The organism is Arthrobacter sp. TmtSoilC77 (assembly GCF_059739415.1).
Map to the genome: position 1 here is coordinate 4,412,015 of NZ_AP046050.1, position 17,386 is coordinate 4,429,400.

The following is a 17,386-nucleotide window of genomic DNA, read 5'->3' on the forward strand; positions in this document are numbered from 1 at the left end:
ATGAACGCTCTATCATGCCGTGTATCAGGCGTGCGCCGAGCGGTAGCCGGAATTGCGGCTGCGCTTATTGCCGCCGTCGCTTTCGCCCCGGCACCTGCCATGGCAACCATGGACCCCGCAGATCCCGTGGTTCACGGTGCGCCGTTTGTTGGCTCAACGCTCACACTGGAGATCGATCCCGACTCTTACCGTGGCTGCGGCGCCGCGGCAGGCCCTGACTACCAGATTTACTGGACCCGCGACGGTGTTCGAGCGGGGGACCACTGGGAGTGGTGGAACTACAAGCTCGGCGAAGAAGACCGCGGCAAGACCATCGCCGCCCATGTCGCAGCCAGCCAAAACGGGTGTGAACCGCAGGAAGTCTCCAGCCAGGAAACAGCGCCCATCTCAGCATCCAACAGGGCCAACGGCTTCACCGGTCGGGGCGCCTATGAGATGCTGGCCCGCCGCACGGATGGCACCCTCATGCTGTATCCCCGGATTGGCGGCGCCTGGGAAGCCCCCCGGACCGTTGGTTCCGGCTGGAACGGGTTCAGCACGGTCCTCTCCCCCGGCGACTTCAACGGTGACGGCACCAACGACATCCTTGCGAAGGACTCCTCCGGAAGGCTCTTCCTCTACGCAGGTACTGGGGACGGCGGCTTCCTTGCCGGACGCCAAGTGGGCAGCGGATGGAACAGCTTTACGTCGATCGTCTCCCCCGGCGACTTCAACGGCGACGGCAACAACGACATCCTCGCCCGTGATTCCGGCGGACTGCTTTATCTCTACCCCGGCAACGGCAGCGGCGGCTGGCTGAACCGTTCATTGGCCGGCAGTGGTTGGAACGTGGTCAACCAGATCATCACGCCGGGCGACTTCGACGGCGACTACAACGTGGACATCCTGGCGAGGGACTCCGCCGGCAGCCTGCGCCTGTACAAGGGCAACGGCAGCGGCGGCTGGGCAGGCATGGCCGTGATCGGTCAAGGTTGGAACGGCATGGCAGCCATTGGCGCCGCCGGCGACATCGACGGCAACGGCAATGTGGACGTCTATGCAGTGGACGGATCCGGCCAGCTGCTGGCGTACTACGGCGACGGCGACGGCGGCTGGAACGGCGCCCAAACCATCGGCTGGGGCTGGGGCGGTTTTAACGCCTTGTTCTAGGGGGTTGGGGGAGACCATGACGACTTTTTCTTCCGTGCGCCCAGCGCCTTTTGTGCACTCGGTACGGTCGGGTTTTCACATCCTTCTAGCCATCCTCCTCTGCTCTGCGCTGGCAATTGCAGTCCCGCCGCCCCGCGCTACAGCTGCGGGAACAATCGTCCCGCTTCCCACCGTGGTTACCCGGACGTCGGCGGCAACGGCGGGTCCCGGAAGCATTGTCTCCTTGTCCTTCACACTGAGCGGTCCCGCGAAGGAAGTAGGTTTCACCTACGTCAATGAGGACACCCTGGAGCAGGCCACCCTCTACGGACCTGCCAGCCAGCTGTCCGGGCCCTACAGCGCGCAAGCCAAACTGCCGGTGGACGGGAGCGCCTTCCAGCGAACCGGGCGCTACAAACTCCTCAGCGTCAACATCATGCTCCCCTTGGGCCAGGGCATAGTCCGCTACGGGCGCGATGGCAACATCATCTTCCTTTCGCAAGGACTGGAAGCACCAACGCAGCGGCCAGGGGCCTTGGACGGCGTCGACTTCGCCGTCAACAATCCCGGCTTCCCACTGGTGGACAATCCAAATATCAAGCCACCAACCATCACAGGCGTGGCACGCTACGACCAAGTGCTGACCACGGACAACGGCTCCTGGGCCCAACCGCCCACCGGCTTCGCCTACCAATGGCTGCGCAACGGCCAGCCGATCCCTGGAGCCACGCTCAGCAATTACCGCATCGCAGAAGCAGACCTGGACCAGACCCTGTCAGTGCGGGTCACGGCCACAAGGGCAGGCTTCCGGGCTGTGTCGGCATCCTCGCTCCCACTGACACCCACGTCACCCATCACAGCTACCGCTCCCACACTCCAAGGCAAGCTGATCATCGGAGAGAAGCTCACCGGCGTCTTCAACGAGGGCAGCGTCTCCGGCGGGACACTCGGCGGCCCCGTCATCGTCAGGTACGAATGGGTGCGCAACGGTACCGCGATCAGCGGTGCCACGTCGAAGACTTACACCCTTCAGGCAGCGGACCGTGGCGCCGTCGTCGGCTTCCGGGCAGTAGTCCAAGCGGGCAATCCAGTGACGGCCACGCGTCCGTTTACGGTTTTCGGCCGCTCCGTAGTTCGAAACAAACCGCACACAACAGGTTTCGACGCCGGGGCCTCCATTGACCTGTTCGCGCGCGATGCTGCGGCGAACCTGCTCCTGTACCCCACCGACGGCGCGGCCCGCTGGCAAGCTCCGCGGACCATCGGCTTTGGTTGGGACGTGTTCGACACCGCCTTCAACGCGGGCGACTTTAACGGAGACGGCTTCAATGACGTCATCGCAAAGGACCACGATGGATCGCTGTTCCTATACCCGGGCAACGGGACCGGCGGCTGGCTTCCGCGCAAGCAGATCGGCTGGGGATGGGACGTCTTCGATTCGATCATCGCCGCAGGCGACTTCTCGGGCGATGGCAACAACGATGTCCTTGCCCGCACGCCTTTGGGCGCCCTGGTGCTCTACCCCGGCAACGGGACAGGCGGCTTCAAATCCCCTGGCGCCGTAGGCCAAGGGTGGGACGCCCTCAGCGAGGTCTTCTCGCCCGGCGACTTCGACGGTGACGGCAACCCTGATGTCCTGGGCCGTGACAGCGCAGGAAACCTACGGCTCTACGGTGGCAACGGCAACGGCGGATGGACCACTGCCCGGTCCATCGGCACAGGCTGGAACGTCATGTCACGCATTGGTGGGGCCGGAGATTTCAACGGAGACGGCTTCAACGACGTTTGGGCCATCGACGCCGGCGGCCAACTGAACATGTACTACGGCAGCGGCATCGGTGGATGGAAAGGCGCGGGAGTCGTTGGCTGGGGCTGGGGCGGGTTCACGGCGGTTTTCTAAGCCGATTTTGGTTGCGTTTTGAGTTTGACTTGTCTTTCGCGTGAATTTTTGCCAGCAAATTCCCAGACTTTCTGTGTCGCCATGTACTCTCAAGTCACTTACACCCGCCGGCCATCTGCGACCGGCCTAATTTGGGGGAACCATGGGGAGCACTCCTCTGCGCCGCGTGCGCAGCTTGCTGGCCGCATTTATGGGCAGCGTTATTTTGGTCGGCGGGCTGGGTCTGGCACCCGCAGCACATGCTGATGACACCTTCGCGCCGGTACCTGTGGCGGTATCCACGACGCCAGACGCGATCGGCGCTGGAGGGCAGGCAACATCGCGCGTTACCTTCCAGGCATCCGGTCCGATTACCGACGTCTACGTCCTGTTCCGGAATACAGCAACGGGTAAACTCCACACGACGATGACGCAGGGCTCGTACAGTTCCGCTGATTCGACGTACTCGTTCGACGTCTTCTTTGCACAGGGGACCCCGCCGGGAACCTACCTTGCCCAGTACATGCAGATTCAAACCGCAGCCGGCCAGGAAGTAGGTTACTGGCGCGACGGTTCCTTGATCCACAATCCCGGCAACCTCCCCGCCTCCGGAACCGCGGCTGTGGCCTTGGACGCCTTGGACTTCAACTACGTGACTCCCGTAGACATCGATCGTCCCCACACGTCCGGCTTCTACCGTGCCGAATATTGGGATTCGTACACGATGAGCCTGTTCGTCCGGGACTCCTGGGGGCGACTCGGCCTGTTCCCGACCGGCGGAAACGGCACCTGGCAGCAGGCATATGAAGTCGGCTCGGGGTGGAACATCTTCAACACGATGTTCGCTGCCGGCGACTTCAACAACGACGGCGAGAATGACGTCATTGCCCGCGACAGTTCCGGTTCGCTCTTCCTCTACCCAGCTGGCTGGCATGGTGGTTGGTACCCGCGACAGCAGATCGGTTGGGGCTGGGGGATCTTCAGCACCATCTTCGCGGCAGGCGACTTTAGTGGAGACGGCAACAACGACCTCCTTGCCCGCAAGTCTTCCGGTGAGCTCGTGCTGTACCCGGGCAACGGCCACGGCGGCTTCCTGGCTGCCTCGACAGTCGGCTGGGGATGGGGCGGCATGACTTCGGTGTTCTCCCCTGGTGATTTCGACGGCGACCACCAGCCTGATGTCCTGGCCCGTGACGGCGCGGGAAACCTCGTGTTCTACGGTGGCAATGGCCACAGCGGCTGGACTGGCAGCCGCGTGATCGGCCAGGGCTGGAACGCTATCACCAAGCTCGGCGGTGCCGGCGATTTCGACGGCGACGGCGCCAACGATGTCTGGGGCATCGACACCTCCGGCCAGATGCGCATGTACTACGGCAACGGCTCAGGCGGGTGGAAGGGCTCCGCTGTAGTTGGGTGGGGCTGGGGCGGCTTCAACGCTGTTTTCTAGAGTCCGGCGTCAGGCCGTTAGGCGGGGGCCTCGTCCGAATCGATTAGGACGAGGCCCCCGCCAAGTTCATTGTTAATGATCCGGGTTGGCCAGCAGGCCAGCCTTCTTTTTGGAGGAATCCCTTGCATACCAGCACTCCTTTGCCCCCCACCGCGCGCAGGCGCCAGCGTTGGCTTTCGGTCCTGGCCGCATCCGTTGTGACAGGTCTGCTCGTAGCTCCGGCACTCCCGGCGCAGGCCGTCGCACCTGCAATTGCCGCACCAACCCGCTACGTCTACATCAACGGAACACCCCAACTGGGCGGCGATCCAACAGTCGGCGGCTTGCTGAAGTTGGACATCTCGCGGACCTTTGCCCACGTGTCACCTGACGGCGGTTCTCCTTCCGTTTCATTCTCTTGGACGAGAGACGGAGCTGTAATCCCCGGTGCAACGAGTACCACCTACCGCGCAACCGCCGCTGACCTTGGACGGGTGATAGCCGCATACGTCACCATCATCTACGACGCCGACTCCCAGCTCACGGTGCAGGCACGCAATCCGCTGAGGGTAGCAGCCGCCGCCCGTGCCCGCGGATTCAATGGCGACGGAACACTGGATATCTTTGCCCGCGACGCCTCCGGAAGGCTCCTGCTGTACCCCACGGACGGGCGGGGCAACTGGCAAGCGCCACAGGTAATCGGCTGGGGTTGGAACAACTTCAACCTTCTGGTGTCTCCCGGTGACTTTGATGGCGATGGCACGGTAGACGTTCTGGCTCGCGATAATTCCGGCCGCTTGTTCCTTTACCAGGGCAACGGCTCCGGCGGGTGGAAGCAAGCCTTACAGGTCGGCCAGGGGTGGCAGGGCTTTGCTGATCTGATCGCCCCCGGAGACTTCAACGGTGATGGCACTAATGACATACTCGCCAAGGACACAGCAGGCAACATCTTCCTGTATCCCGGCAATGGGCGCGGGGGTTGGCTACAACCACGCAAAATCGGCCAGGGGTGGGAGGGCTACTACGCCGTTGGTGCTGGACACTTTCTCGGAACATCAGATCTCGTGGTTCTGACCCGTCCCTTCTGGGGAAATCTTGAAGTGCGCACGACAAACCGAAACGGATGGTTTGAGGAATACGGCCTGCCTGGTGGATTCGCCGGTTCCATCGGCTGGGGCTGGGAGACCGTTGCTCGTTTTGGGGTCGCAGGCGACTTCAACGGAGACGGTGATTCCGACGTTTACGGAATTGATAACAGTGGCCGGCTCACGATGTATCTCGGAGACACAACCGGACTCGCGGGTTCCGGCATCTCCGGCTACCGATGGAAAGGCTCGCCGGTCGTCGGCTGGGGCTGGGGCGGCTTCACGGCCGTCTTCTAGGCCTCTAGGCTTACGCCACGCTCTTGATCTTGATCACGAACACAGCACCCAGCAGACCGATGACCGCGGCGGCTACATACAGCGAGACGTAGCCGCCCAAATACGTGACGAACGGGAATGCGATAAGCGGGGCGATGACTTGCGGGAGCGAGTTTGCCACGTTGATCACGCCCAGGTCCCTGCCACGGTCCAGTGCCGTCGGCAGGACCTGGGTGATCAGTGCGAAGTCCACGGCAAGATAGGCTCCAAAGCCGAGGCCCAGGACCAGTGCCCCCGTGATGGCACCGGCCCACGTCGGCGCAAAACCGAGAATCAAGGACGCCACGGCGATGATCACGGACGACGCGATCACCAAAGGCTTCCGTTTGCCCATCCGGTCGCTCAAAGCTCCGCCGATCACGCTGGTGATAATCACCATGACCGCATACAGGCCTGTCAGGATTAGCACTCCGATCGCGGGTTCGATGCCCTCGGTTTCTTTCACATGCACGGCATCGCTGAGGAAGAACAGGAGATAGAGGGTGACCATGTGGTTGCCAATGTTTACCAACAGTCGCGTCAGCCAAGCCCAGGCGAAATCGGGATAGCGTGCTGGCGAAACCCAAAAGCCCTGGAAAAACCGCGCAAGGCTGAACGGTGGGCGGGCCTGGGCTGGAAGCGGCTGGTCGTCATTCTTGAAAAGATAAAGCACGACGCCGGCAAGCAGCGCCGCTGCACACACCAGGTACCCGGCAGCAAAGTTTCCCGCTACGACGGCGGCAATCACCGCGCCGGCCAGGATGCCAACTGTCTGTCCCATCGCTGCCAAACCACCGACCGTGCCACGTTGCGGCACTGGAACGCGGTCTGGAATCGCAGCTGTAATGGCAGCGTAAGCACCGTTGCATCCGGCCTGCACCAAGCACCACAGCACCGTCATGACCGCGACGTTCGGCGCTCCCGCCAGTCCTACGAGTGCTACAGCGCCCAGGATTGCTCCTACGAGGACCCACGGAACGCGACGTCCGAAGCGGGAGACAGTCCGGTCGCTGAACGCCCCGAACAAGGGGTTGGCAACCAACGAGACGGCGGCGCCGCAACCCGTTACCAGCGCCAGGATCGCTTCCTTTTGTTCCTCATCGAAGTGAGCCGCCTGCTGGCCCAACAGCACCTGGATGGGGCCGAAGAACGCCGCATTGATGCCCACGTTGATGAGCACGACGCCAGTAATCCACAGTGCGCGGACACGGTCCACTGGTTCGGCGAGGGCAGTGGCCGTGCCGCCCCGGACTATGGCAGGATCCGGCACAGGACCGGGCAGGTCGGACAGGCTCATGGCAGGTTCCCCCTAGTTTCAACGTCTGGATTCAGATTAGCGCGGGTGGAGGGCATGGAACCTAAGTTCATGTCAGTTATCCACATAGCCCTCGACGGTCCGTGCCGCTTACCTGGCGCACGCGTTAGTGTGGCCTCAAACGTAGTGAGGAGAAGGACATGAACGAGCAGATTAATACAGCTGATCTCTATGACGATCGGGGCGAGGAATTGGAATCGGTTGCTGTCCAGTTCCAGAACCTCGGCGGTCACACGCACTTCAGTGGACAGGTACGTACTATCAGGTGCTTCGAGGACAACGCCCTGGTGAAGACAGTCCTTGGGACGCCCGGCGAAGGAGCCGTTCTGGTGGTTGATGGTCAGGGATCATTGAGGACTGCCCTCATGGGGGACATGATCGCTGAAAGCGCGGTGGCCAATGGTTGGGCCGGCGTCATTATTAACGGAGCCATCAGGGATCGGGAAGCACTCGCCCGCCTCCCGCTGGGCATCAAGGCGCTGGGCAGCAACCCGAAGAAGAGCGCAAAGACGGGTGTCGGTGAGGTTGATATCCAGCTGGTGATCGACCGCGTGAGAATCCAACCCGGAGTAATGATCTACAGCGACCCGGATGGCATTCTCGTGGAACGCTAACCCCTGGGACTGGCCGACTTACGAAGGTTGTTCAAGAAACATTCTTCTTCCGGGAATCAAACAGGCATTAGGATAGTTACTGAAAGCAACTATCCTGCTTAAAATCCACTTTTCTGCCACCTCTGGAGAAGATATGTCCAAATCTGCGCCCGTCCGGGCCGCCGGCGAGGTCCTGACGCATCGTCAGACGCTCACCGTCATGGTGGGACTCATGCTCGGCATGTTCCTGTCCTCACTGGACCAGACCATTGTGTCCACGTCCATCTACACCATCGCCAATGACCTCGACGGCTTGTCACTCCAGGCATGGGCAACTACCGCCTACCTCATCACTTCTACTGTGAGTACGCCGCTCTACGGCAAGCTCAGTGACATCTTCGGGCGCCGTCCGCTGTACCTGGCAGCCATCCTGATCTTCCTGGCCGGATCCCTCTATGCCGGGTCCGTCCATTCCATGACGGAGCTTGCCATCGCCCGTGGCGTGCAGGGCCTGGGCGCAGGTGGCCTTTTGGCGCTGGCACTGACAATCATCGGCGACATCGTTGCTCTGAAGGACCGGGCCAAATACCAGGGCTACTTCATGTCCGTATTCGGTATCTCCTCCGTCCTCGGTCCTGTCATCGGCGGCGCTTTCGCGGGAACATCGACCATCCTGGGCTTCGACGGCTGGCGCTGGGTATTCTTCATCAACCTTCCCATTGGCCTTGCGGCACTCACTGTGGTGTTCATGTTCCTTCACCTGCCTGCACGGCACGTGAAGCAGAAGATCGACTATTGGGGCGCGGCAGCCATCACCCTGGCAATCGTTCCGCTCCTTCTTGTAGCCGAGCAGGGGCGGTCCTGGGGTTGGGCATCGGGCGCATCCTGGCTGTGTTATGGCCTTGGCGTCGTCGGCATCGTGGCGTTCCTGTTCGCAGAGATGCGGGCCGGGGACTACGCTTTGATCCCCTTGCGTCTCTTTAAGAACGCAACCTTCGGTTTGTCATCCCTGCTGAACTTCATCATCGGTATCGGCATGTTCGGTGCTATCGCCATGCTGCCCATGTACCTGCAGCTGGTGAAGGGCCTGACCCCCACCGAAGCGGGCCTCATGATGATCACGTTCACCGTGGGCATCCTGTTCGGTTCCATCAGCGCCGGCCGCACCATCTCGTCGTCGGGCGTTTACAGAATCTTCCCCATCCTCGGTACGGCAATCCTGACTGGCGCAGCCGCTGTGATGGGTCTGGTGCTCGGCGTGGACACTGGCCTTTGGGTTCCCGGACTCATCGCCGTGTTCTTCGGCGTCGGCTTGGGCTTCTGCATGCAGCCGCTGACACTTGCCATGCAGGTATCGGTGCCGCCCAAGGACATGGGCGTCGGAACCTCTACTGCGGCGTTCTTCCGTTCCATGGGTGGGGCTGTGGGCACGGCCGTGTTCATCTCCATGCTGTTCAGCCTGGCAGCGGACAAGATCGCCGATGGCATGAAGACCGCAGCTTCCAGCCCGGACTACCAAGCGGTCATGAAGGATCCGGCCGTGGCCGCAGATCCCGCAAATGCCAAACTCTTCGATTTCTTCAAGAATGGCGCCACCAACGATTCCCTGAACGACACAAGTTGGCTGCACGCGGCCAACAGCACCCTCACCCGGCCAATAACCGAGGGCTTCGCACAGGCAATTGACACTGTGATGCTCACAGCAGCTGGCCTGATGCTGATCGCGTTCCTCATCAGCTTCGCGTTGCCCAACAAGAAGCTCATGGACCCGAAGGCAGCAGCCAAGGAATCCGTCCCGGCGCACTAAGCGGTATGTGCTCCTTCACGACAAGAACGGCAGGCAGTCCGAGGATTGCCTGCCGTTCTTGTTTTGAAGCCATTGTCGTTCGGTGTCAGTGCATTTCAGGGCTTGAGATCAGTACGAGTCCTGGACAAGGCGTTGCGCCTGCTCAAGGTCATCGCGCAAGTCGCGGTCCTGAACGTCGGATGGCAAGGTGAAGCCTGCCTCCATCATGGCTCGCAGCCTGGGGCTGCTGAATGCGCCCGGACGCCTGCCTTGCGCGCGGAGCGCACGTGACGCACAAAGAAGCTCGACGCCGGCGACGGTCGCCAATGCGTGCGCAGTGGACTCCAACTGCGCCGCACCAAGAGTTGCGAAGCTCGCGTCTTCCTCAGCGCCCAAGGACAAGTTGACGGTTTGCAGGCTTACGGGCTGGGCGTTGGCGCGAATACGGCCTACCGCTGCAGCGGCGACGTACTCCAGCATCATGACTCCGGACTGGCCTGCATCGTTGCCTGCCAGGAATCGGTGGAGGCCGGTGAAAGTGGGATCGCAGAGACGGGTGATCCTGCCCAACGTCGTAGTACACGCCGCCCCAAGGGCCACCTGCAGGGCATCGATGCGCCGGGCCAGTGTGGACATATGGAACAGGCCGTGATGCGACACGCCGTTGGTGCCATCTTCCACTGAGCCAAAGACCATAGGGTTCTCGTGGCCCGCTACGGACAAGCGCTCCAAAGTGATCCTCATCGATTCGAGTTCTTCCATGACCGCCCCCAGAGAGTGCGGCAACATGCGCAAGCAGTACGGATCCTGAATCCTTGCAGGCTTGCCGGATCCAGCCACCAATTCCTGCAGGGTCGCAGCGACATCAGCCATGGCGTCCGATTCAGTGGCCTTTGCGACTTCGGTGCCGAACGCTTCCGGGTTGCCGGACATGGCCGTGAACGACAGAGCACTGATGGTGGTCAGGTTCTCCATCATCGTGACCAGCTTCTGGTGAGCCAGGATCGCCTGCCCGATGGTGAGGGCGCTGGAACTGATGAACGGAAGCGCGTCTTCAGTAGGCCAGGAATCCAACGCCTTCGGCACCGGCGTGCCATCCATCGTGGGACGCTCACCCAGGAGTGTTAACGCGGTTCCTGCCAGAGCCGGCAGGTCTGCTGTGCCAATACCGCCAAATTCCCGCACTTCGGGCAGGGTATCCGCGTTCAGCATCTGCACAACGGCCTCGACCAGGTCCGGGTTGATTCCAGATGCCCCAGCCGCCAGCTGGGACGCTCTGACCACCAGCATGGCCCTCACCGTTTCGCGGTCAAGGGCTCGTCCGGCATCCACCGCATGGCTCCGAAGCAAGTTGAGTCCGTGTTGGTCGGCGGACGCATCCGATGTATCCAGGGTTACGGAACGGTTAGCCCCCACACCAGTGGAGCGCCCATAAACCGGACGTGTCTGTGCCGTTGCCCGGGCTGAGCGCTGCGAGGCGGCCATGCGTTGGATCGCCGACTGCGCAAGAACCACCTTCTCGCCGCCAGCGGCAATTGCCACGATCTCGGCAAGCCCAAGGCGTCGTCCGTCGATCTCGACCATGGAATGATCCCTTCGTGAATTCGGTCCACCAACCAGGTAGCAGCTGATGCCGTTTTCAGCCCTCAAAACGACATCTGCTGCTACCTAGTTGGGGATGGTGGGCTTACTTGCTTTCTGGGGTCACGCCACTGGAACCGAGGGTAACGGTCAGGGGTTCGTGGGTAGTCAGAGTCACTTTGTTGCCTACTTTTCGTTCATGGGGATGCGGACGCCGCGTTCGTTGGCGACTTCGACGGCGCGGTCGTAGCCGGCGTCGACGTGGCGGATCACGCCCATGCCGGGGTCGTTGGTCAGGAGCCGCTCGAGCTTCTCCGCGGCCAGGTCCGTGCCGTCAGCGACGGAAACCTGCCCGGCGTGCAGGGACCGGCCGATACCCACCCCGCCACCGTGGTGAATCGAAACCCAGGTAGCACCCGAAGAGGTATTGATCAGCGCGTTCAGCAACGGCCAGTCAGCAATCGCGTCGGACCCGTCGGCCATGGACTCGGTCTCCCGGTACGGGGACGCCACCGAACCGGAGTCCAGGTGGTCACGACCGATCACAATCGGGGCCTTGACCTTGCCCTCGGCCACCAACTGGTTGAACAGCAGACCGGCCTTGGCCCGTTCGCCGTACCCGAGCCAGCAAATACGCGCCGGCAAGCCCTCGAACTCCACCCGCTCCTGGGCCGCATCGATCCACTTGTGCAGGTGCTTGTTCTCCGGGAACAACTCCTTGATCGCCTCGTCCGTGACCCTAATGTCTTCCGGGTCCCCGGACAGCGCGACCCAGCGGAACGGGCCCAGGCCCTCGCAGAACAACGGACGGATGTACGCCGGGACGAAACCCGGGAACTCAAACGCCCGCTCGTAGCCGCCCTTGCGTGCCTCATCACGGATCGAGTTGCCGTAATCAAACACCTCCGCCCCGGCGTCCTGGAACTCCACCATCGCCTGCACCTGCCGGGCCATCGAGGCCTGGGCCTTCTTCGTGAACCCTTCCGGATCAGCCTCAGCCTCGGTGTGCCACTCCGCCACGGTGATACCCTCCGGCAGGTACGACAACGGGTCATGCGCGGATGTCTGGTCGGTGACCACATCGAAGGTCACGTCCCCGGCCTTGTGGCGGCGGAGCAGTTCCGGGAACACCTCAGCGGCGTTGCCCACATACCCCACCGACCAGCCACGGCGCTCGGCCTTCGCGGCCTGGACCTTCGCGATCGCCGCGTCCAGATCCGTTTCAACCTCGTCCAGGTACCGCTTGCCCGCCCGGCGACGCAAACGGGTCTCGTCCACATCCACGATCAGGCACGCACCATCATTCAACGTCACCGCCAGCGGCTGCGCACCACCCATCCCGCCACACCCACCAGTCAGGGTCAGCGTCCCGGCCAGGGGACCCTCGGACGAGCCCTCCGCGGCGGGTGCCGGGTGGCGTCCCTCCGCCTTGAGTTTGTTGCCCACCGCGGCGAACGTCTCATACGTGCCCTGCAGGATGCCCTGCGTGCCGATGTAAATCCAGGACCCGGCAGTCATCTGCCCGTACATCATCAAACCCTCAGCCTCCAGGCGGCGGAACTCCGGCCACGTCGCCCAGTCCCCCACCAGGTTCGAGTTCGCCAGCAACACCCGCGGAGCCCACTCATGGGTACGGAACACACCCACCGGCTTGCCCGACTGCACCAGCAGGGTCTCGTCCTTCTCCATCGTTTCCAGGGTGCGGGTGATCGCATCAAACGCAGCCCAGGAACGCACCGCACGGCCCGTACCCCCGTACACCACCAAATCATCCGGACGCTCAGCAACCTCCGGATCCAGGTTATTCATCAACATGCGCAACGGCGCCTCGGTCTGCCACGACTTGGCAGTAAGCTCAGTACCCCGCGCGGCCTTAACCGGACGGGCACCAGAAGTGAAATCGGCAGTCATTCTTTACTCCTATAAATCCTGCAAACCAGCGGAAGCACGAGGGCCGGCTTTAGCCCAGGTTCTTGCTCTTGAGCCATTCCTTGGCGATCTCGCCGATGTCCTCAAACTTCGCTACGCGGCCGTTCATCTTGATGAGGTCCTCAGTGGTGAGCGCAGCAGAGACCTTGTCCAGTGTTTCCTTCACGGTATCCGTGGACTTCTTCTGGTTGATGACCGGCAGGATGTTCTCGGACAGGAAGAGGTTCTTGTTGTCCTCAAGCGCCACCAGGTTGTTCTCGGCCAGCGCGGGATCGGTGCTGAAGAGGTCAGCTACCTGTACCTGGCCGGAAAGCAGGGCATTCAGCGTCAGCGGCCCTCCGGCGTCGAGCGCTGAGAATTCCTTGAACTCAAGGTTGTAGACGGACTTCAGGCCGGCAACGCCGTTGAGGCGGGTCTTCCACTCCGGCGGCCCGCCCAGGACGAGTTCCTTGGCGACCGGCTGGAGGTCCTCGATGGTCTTCAGCTTGTACTGGTCGGCGATGTCCTTCTTCACAGTGAGGACGTCCTTATCCTCCGCTTCCGAAGCCGTCAGAACCGTCAGGCCAGAGGGGATTTTGGTGGCCAGTTCTTTGGTGACTTCCTCGGACGATACTGCCTTGGTGGCGGAATCGAGGTATTGGAGGAGCGCACCGCCGTACTCCGGCATGAGGTCGATGGAGCCGTCCTTGAGTGCAGGGATCGTGACCTCGCGGCTGCCAATGCTGGGCTTTTCCGTGACATTGACACCCTTGGCTTTGAGGGCCTCGGCGTAGATCTTGGCGATCAGCTGGCTCTCGGGGAAGTCAGCCGAACCGACAATGATGCTGTCGCCGGAGCCTCCTGCCGCCGCGGTGTTGGACGTGCTCATAGGGTCCCCGCCGCCACAGGCGCTCAGGGTGATGGCGGCGACGGCCGCCAGGGTGAAACCGGTCAAGTACTTCTTCATGTCAACTCTCCTGAAATGGCGCTTACAGGGCATGCAGTGGCCAGGTGGGGGGTGGGTGGAGGTGATTCTTGCGTGCTGGAAGTCCAGCGCAGTGTGTTGCTTAGACCGTGACGGGGGTCTTCACGGGTTCGGCTACTGGAACCGACTTGATGGTTCGCCGTGTCAGTCCGGGTGAGACAACGCGGCGGGTGATGAAAGCGAGGAGCTGGTCGAAGAACAGGGCCAGCAAAGCAACGAGGACAGCGCCGGCGACCATTTGGCTGTAGTCATTTTGGGCCTTCCCGTCGATCAGGAGCCGGCCCAGGCCGCCAAGCGAAATGTATGCTGCGATGGTCGCGGTCGAGATAATCTGCAGCAGTGCGCTGCGGACACCAGACAAAACCAGCGGAAGCGAACACGGCAACTGGACATCCGTAAGGATCTTCATGGTGCGGAAGCCCATGCCCCGGGCGGCGTCGACGGCGGCAGCATCCACTGCGCGCACGCCGGCATAGGTGTTGGTCAGGATCGGAGGCACCGCAAGGAGTACCAGGACGATGAGGCTTGGCAGGATGTAGCCCATCCTCGATGGGAACGCGGGCGAAATGAGCAGAACCAAAAGGATCAGCAGGCCGACGCTCGGCAGGGCGCGCAAGGCATTGGCCAGGCCGGCGATCATGAACACGCCCTTGCCGGTTACGCCAATGTAGATTCCCAGGGGAACGGCGATAACGGCAGCGATAGCCAGAGCGATCAGGGAGTAGAGGAGGTGCTCACCGATCAGGGTCGGGATGCCGTCTGCGCCGTTCCAGTGCGCGGGGTCGAACAAGTAGTTCACGATGCCACCACCTTGGGGGTCCACGGTGTCAGCCACCGGTTGAGAAGGATGATCAGCCCGTCCAGGATCATGGCCAGAATCACGCAGAGCACGATGCCGGCGATGATCGGCGTAAAGAAGCGGAGCTGGAAGCCCTGCGTAAACAGGGAGCCGAGCTGCGGGATACCCAACAGTGCGGCAACGGAGACCAGGCTGACGTTGGATACAGCGGCCACGCGAAGGCCCGCGCAGATAACGGGTACGCCCACGGGCAGCTCTACCTTCAGGAGGCTCTGGTACCCGCGGTAGCCCATCGCCTTGGCAGCCTGGACGGTGTCTTCAGGGACGGAGTCCAGGGCATCTGCCACGACCCGCACCAGCAGCGCAACCGTGTAGATGGTCAACGCCGCCACGATGTTCAGCGGGTCCAGGATTTTCGTGCCAAGGACCAGCGGCAGCAACACGAACAGCGCAAGGGACGGAACGGTGTACAGGAGTCCTGCGACGCCCACCAGCAGCGGATAGATCCTGCGGCTCCGGTGTGCCCACCAGCCCAGGGGCAAGGCGATCAGTAGACCAAGGACCAAGGGGATGACGGCCAGCAGGACGTGCCAGCCGAGAAGGAAAACAATGTTGTCGAACTGGCGGCCCAGCCACTCAAAGTTCATCGGGCCGTCTCCAGGTGTGGTTCAGCCTCGATGGCCTTGACGACGTCGGTGGCTGTCACGGTTCCGATCAGCTCACCATGCTCGTTGACAACGACACCGCGGCGGCTGGGCGAGGAGAGTGCAGCGTCCAGCAGTTGGCGCATCGTTCCCGAGGCAGCTGCCGGGATACCGCTGAGGTTCAGGTTTTCACGCTTGAGCTCACCGTTGAGAAGCTCGGGCTGGGCCCACCCAAGAGGCTTCCGGCCGCCGTCGACTACCAACACCCAGGCACCCGAAGCCTTGGCCCGGGCCTCTTCTCCGGAAGCGCCGAGCTGAACCACAGCTTCCTCACCGATGGCCACACTGCCGGCCTTCGTGAAACCGAGGGAGCGATAACCGCGGTCACGGCCCACGAAGTCTGCCACGAACTCATCCGCCGGCGAGGTGAGAAGCTCCGACGGCGTTGCCATCTGGGCAAGCTTGCCGCCGACACGCATCACGGCAACCTGGTCGCCGAGCTTGAGGGCTTCATCGATGTCGTGGGTGACCATGATGATGGTCTTGCCGATCTCACGCTGGAGGCGGAGGAACTCCTCCTGCAACTGCCCGCGCACCACAGGATCCACGGCACTGAACGGCTCGTCCATGAGCATGAATGCCGGGTCAGATGCCAGTGCCCGGGCCACGCCCACGCGCTGCTGCTGGCCACCGGAGAGCTGCCATGGGTAACGCTTGGCGAAGCTCGCGGGCAACCCCACCCGCTCCATGAGTTCCAGGGCCTTGGTGCGGGCCTTCTGGCGGCTCTCGCCCAGAAGGACCGGCATGGTGGATACGTTGTCCACGATGGTCTTGTGCGGGAAGAGTCCTGCATGCTGGATGACGTATCCAATCCTCCGGCGGAGCAACGCTGCATCCATGCCGGAGGTGGGCTCGTCATCAAGATAGATGGTGCCGCTGGTGGGTTCGATGAGGCGGTTGATCATCCTCAGCGAGGTGGTCTTGCCACAGCCGGATGGGCCCACCAGAATGGTCAGCTTGCCGGTCGGGGCCTCCAGGTTGAGGCCATCGACGGCGACAGTACCGTCGGGGTACGCCTTGGTGACATTTTCAAATTTGATCATTTTTCTTCCATGCTTTCCTGGGGCACTTCATGGTTTCCGTCGGGTTCCACGAGGATGTTGTTCGCTACCTTCACGAGTTCCTCGCCAAATGTCCGGGCCTTCGCCTCGTCCAAGCGGTAACTGGGAACGACGATGCTGAGGGCAGCCACAGTGCGGCCGCCGATCACGATGGGCGCGGCAACAGCAGTGATGTCGTCTTCAACGCCGCTGCGCACAATGGCGTAACCGCGGCCGTTCTGCCCGCCGGTCAGGACCTTGCCAGCAGCGGACCCTTCCAGTGGGATGCTCCTGCCGACCCAACTGGTGTGCCGGACAGAGCGTGTACCTTCGACGATGGCGATGTAGATCCCGGTTTCCCCAGGACCGGGAATACTCAAATAACAGGACTCGCCGGTTTCCGCGACGAGCCGCTTCATGTGCGGCGTGCAGAGCGACACCAGGGATTCCTGGCCCAAGGCGAGGGCTCCCAGCTGGATGACGCTGGCTCCCGGACGGAAATTGCCGCCCGGATCCCGTGTCACGAAGCCGCTACCTTCCAGAGTGCGAAGGAGGCGGAGCGCGGTACTGGCAGAAAGGTCAACCACCCGCGCAGCGTCACTGAGGCTGATGGAGCCGTCAGTGCAGACTGCGCTAAGGAGAGCCAACGCCCTTTCGACTGTGCGGGTGGAGGAATCTGCTGCCACTGCCTGACCTGCTTTCAAGTGGTCTAAGTCACCATGTCTTGCCACTAAGTAAAAATCAATTTTCATCAAATGGCAAGGCTTCGCTGCAGATTACTTGACATTCCGGGATTTGAGACGTCGCTTGTTCCTTTAAGGCGCGCACAGGTTTCGAGCCTG

General features: G+C 62.2%; 14 protein-coding genes. 6 read left to right on the forward strand and 8 right to left on the reverse strand.

Annotation, left to right across the window (positions count from 1 at the left end; genetic code table 11):
* The 4 genes from AC6I99_RS20395 (at position 1) to AC6I99_RS20410 (ending at position 5,815) form a co-directional block, all read left to right on the forward strand.
* On the forward strand, positions 1-1,149 hold the full coding sequence (locus AC6I99_RS20395; protein ID WP_497944158.1) for an FG-GAP repeat domain-containing protein: 1,149 nt from the start codon (positions 1-3) through the stop codon (positions 1,147-1,149).
* 16 nt (positions 1,150-1,165) lie between these two features.
* Positions 1,166-3,028: an FG-GAP-like repeat-containing protein gene (locus tag AC6I99_RS20400; protein ID WP_497944157.1), complete on the forward strand. Its 1,863-nt coding sequence runs from the start codon at positions 1,166-1,168 to the stop codon at positions 3,026-3,028.
* 142 nt (positions 3,029-3,170) lie between these two features.
* Complete coding sequence (locus AC6I99_RS20405; RefSeq protein WP_497944156.1) at positions 3,171-4,454, forward strand: FG-GAP repeat domain-containing protein; 1,284 nt, start codon at positions 3,171-3,173, stop codon at positions 4,452-4,454.
* Positions 4,455-4,576: 122 nt separating this feature from the next.
* Positions 4,577-5,815 carry an FG-GAP repeat domain-containing protein gene (locus AC6I99_RS20410; protein ID WP_497944155.1) on the forward strand — a complete coding sequence of 413 codons (1,239 nt, stop codon included), beginning with the start codon at positions 4,577-4,579 and terminating at the stop codon, positions 5,813-5,815.
* Positions 5,816-5,825: 10 nt separating this feature from the next.
* On the opposite strand, the gene AC6I99_RS20415 is transcribed toward AC6I99_RS20410, so the two are convergent.
* Positions 5,826-7,130: an MFS transporter gene (locus AC6I99_RS20415; RefSeq protein WP_497944154.1), complete on the reverse strand. Its 1,305-nt coding sequence runs from the start codon at positions 7,128-7,130 to the stop codon at positions 5,826-5,828.
* Positions 7,131-7,288: 158 nt separating this feature from the next.
* On the opposite strand from AC6I99_RS20415, the gene rraA reads away from it, so the two are divergent.
* Positions 7,289-7,762 (forward strand): ribonuclease E activity regulator RraA, encoded by a 474-nt coding sequence (gene rraA, locus AC6I99_RS20420; protein WP_497944153.1) that lies wholly within the window; start codon positions 7,289-7,291, stop codon positions 7,760-7,762.
* A 133-nt stretch (positions 7,763-7,895) separates the two neighbouring features.
* A complete protein-coding gene (locus AC6I99_RS20425) occupies positions 7,896-9,548 on the forward strand; it encodes an MDR family MFS transporter (protein ID WP_224165667.1) in 1,653 nt (550 codons plus the stop codon).
* A gap of 108 nt (positions 9,549-9,656) precedes the next feature.
* Here the strand turns inward: AC6I99_RS20425 and AC6I99_RS20430 are convergent, their stop codons facing one another.
* The 7 genes from AC6I99_RS20430 to AC6I99_RS20460 form a co-directional block, all read right to left on the reverse strand.
* Positions 9,657-11,111, reverse strand: coding sequence for an aromatic amino acid ammonia-lyase (locus AC6I99_RS20430; protein WP_497944152.1), 1,455 nt, complete (start codon positions 11,109-11,111; stop codon positions 9,657-9,659).
* 183 nt (positions 11,112-11,294) lie between these two features.
* On the reverse strand, positions 11,295-13,019 hold the full coding sequence (gene hutU, locus AC6I99_RS20435; RefSeq protein WP_497944151.1) for a urocanate hydratase: 1,725 nt from the start codon (positions 13,017-13,019) through the stop codon (positions 11,295-11,297).
* Between the two features lie 49 nt (positions 13,020-13,068).
* Positions 13,069-13,983 (reverse strand): ABC transporter substrate-binding protein, encoded by a 915-nt coding sequence (locus AC6I99_RS20440; protein ID WP_497944150.1) that lies wholly within the window; start codon positions 13,981-13,983, stop codon positions 13,069-13,071.
* A 100-nt stretch (positions 13,984-14,083) separates the two neighbouring features.
* Positions 14,084-14,836, reverse strand: coding sequence for an ABC transporter permease (locus AC6I99_RS20445; RefSeq protein ID WP_497944149.1), 753 nt, complete (start codon positions 14,834-14,836; stop codon positions 14,084-14,086).
* Positions 14,797-15,447 carry an ABC transporter permease gene (locus AC6I99_RS20450; protein WP_224093363.1) on the reverse strand — a complete coding sequence of 217 codons (651 nt, stop codon included), beginning with the start codon at positions 15,445-15,447 and terminating at the stop codon, positions 14,797-14,799. Before AC6I99_RS20450 ends, AC6I99_RS20445 begins: the two co-directional genes overlap by 40 nt.
* Positions 15,444-16,547, reverse strand: coding sequence for an ATP-binding cassette domain-containing protein (locus AC6I99_RS20455; RefSeq protein WP_224093361.1), 1,104 nt, complete (start codon positions 16,545-16,547; stop codon positions 15,444-15,446). Before AC6I99_RS20455 ends, AC6I99_RS20450 begins: the two co-directional genes overlap by 4 nt.
* On the reverse strand, positions 16,544-17,275 hold the full coding sequence (locus AC6I99_RS20460; protein WP_396133513.1) for an IclR family transcriptional regulator: 732 nt from the start codon (positions 17,273-17,275) through the stop codon (positions 16,544-16,546). Before AC6I99_RS20460 ends, AC6I99_RS20455 begins: the two co-directional genes overlap by 4 nt.
* Between the last annotated feature and the right edge of the window lie 111 nt (positions 17,276-17,386).

Excerpts from the sequence above, each read along its gene's own strand:
- AC6I99_RS20395 (WP_497944158.1), top strand. The coding sequence starts at position 1 with ATGAACGCTCTATCATGCCGTGTATCAGGCGTGCGCCGAGCGGTAGCC.
- AC6I99_RS20400 (WP_497944157.1), top strand. The coding sequence starts at position 1,166 with ATGACGACTTTTTCTTCCGTGCGCCCAGCGCCTTTTGTGCACTCGGTA.
- AC6I99_RS20405 (WP_497944156.1), top strand. The coding sequence starts at position 3,171 with ATGGGGAGCACTCCTCTGCGCCGCGTGCGCAGCTTGCTGGCCGCATTT.
- AC6I99_RS20415 (WP_497944154.1), bottom strand. The coding sequence starts at position 7,130 with ATGAGCCTGTCCGACCTGCCCGGTCCTGTGCCGGATCCTGCCATAGTC.
- rraA (WP_497944153.1), top strand. The coding sequence starts at position 7,289 with ATGAACGAGCAGATTAATACAGCTGATCTCTATGACGATCGGGGCGAG.
- AC6I99_RS20425 (WP_224165667.1), top strand. The coding sequence starts at position 7,896 with ATGTCCAAATCTGCGCCCGTCCGGGCCGCCGGCGAGGTCCTGACGCAT.
- AC6I99_RS20430 (WP_497944152.1), bottom strand. The coding sequence starts at position 11,111 with ATGGTCGAGATCGACGGACGACGCCTTGGGCTTGCCGAGATCGTGGCA.
- hutU (WP_497944151.1), bottom strand. The coding sequence starts at position 13,019 with ATGACTGCCGATTTCACTTCTGGTGCCCGTCCGGTTAAGGCCGCGCGG.
- AC6I99_RS20440 (WP_497944150.1), bottom strand. The coding sequence starts at position 13,983 with ATGAAGAAGTACTTGACCGGTTTCACCCTGGCGGCCGTCGCCGCCATC.
- AC6I99_RS20450 (WP_224093363.1), bottom strand. The coding sequence starts at position 15,447 with ATGAACTTTGAGTGGCTGGGCCGCCAGTTCGACAACATTGTTTTCCTT.
- AC6I99_RS20455 (WP_224093361.1), bottom strand. The coding sequence starts at position 16,547 with ATGATCAAATTTGAAAATGTCACCAAGGCGTACCCCGACGGTACTGTC.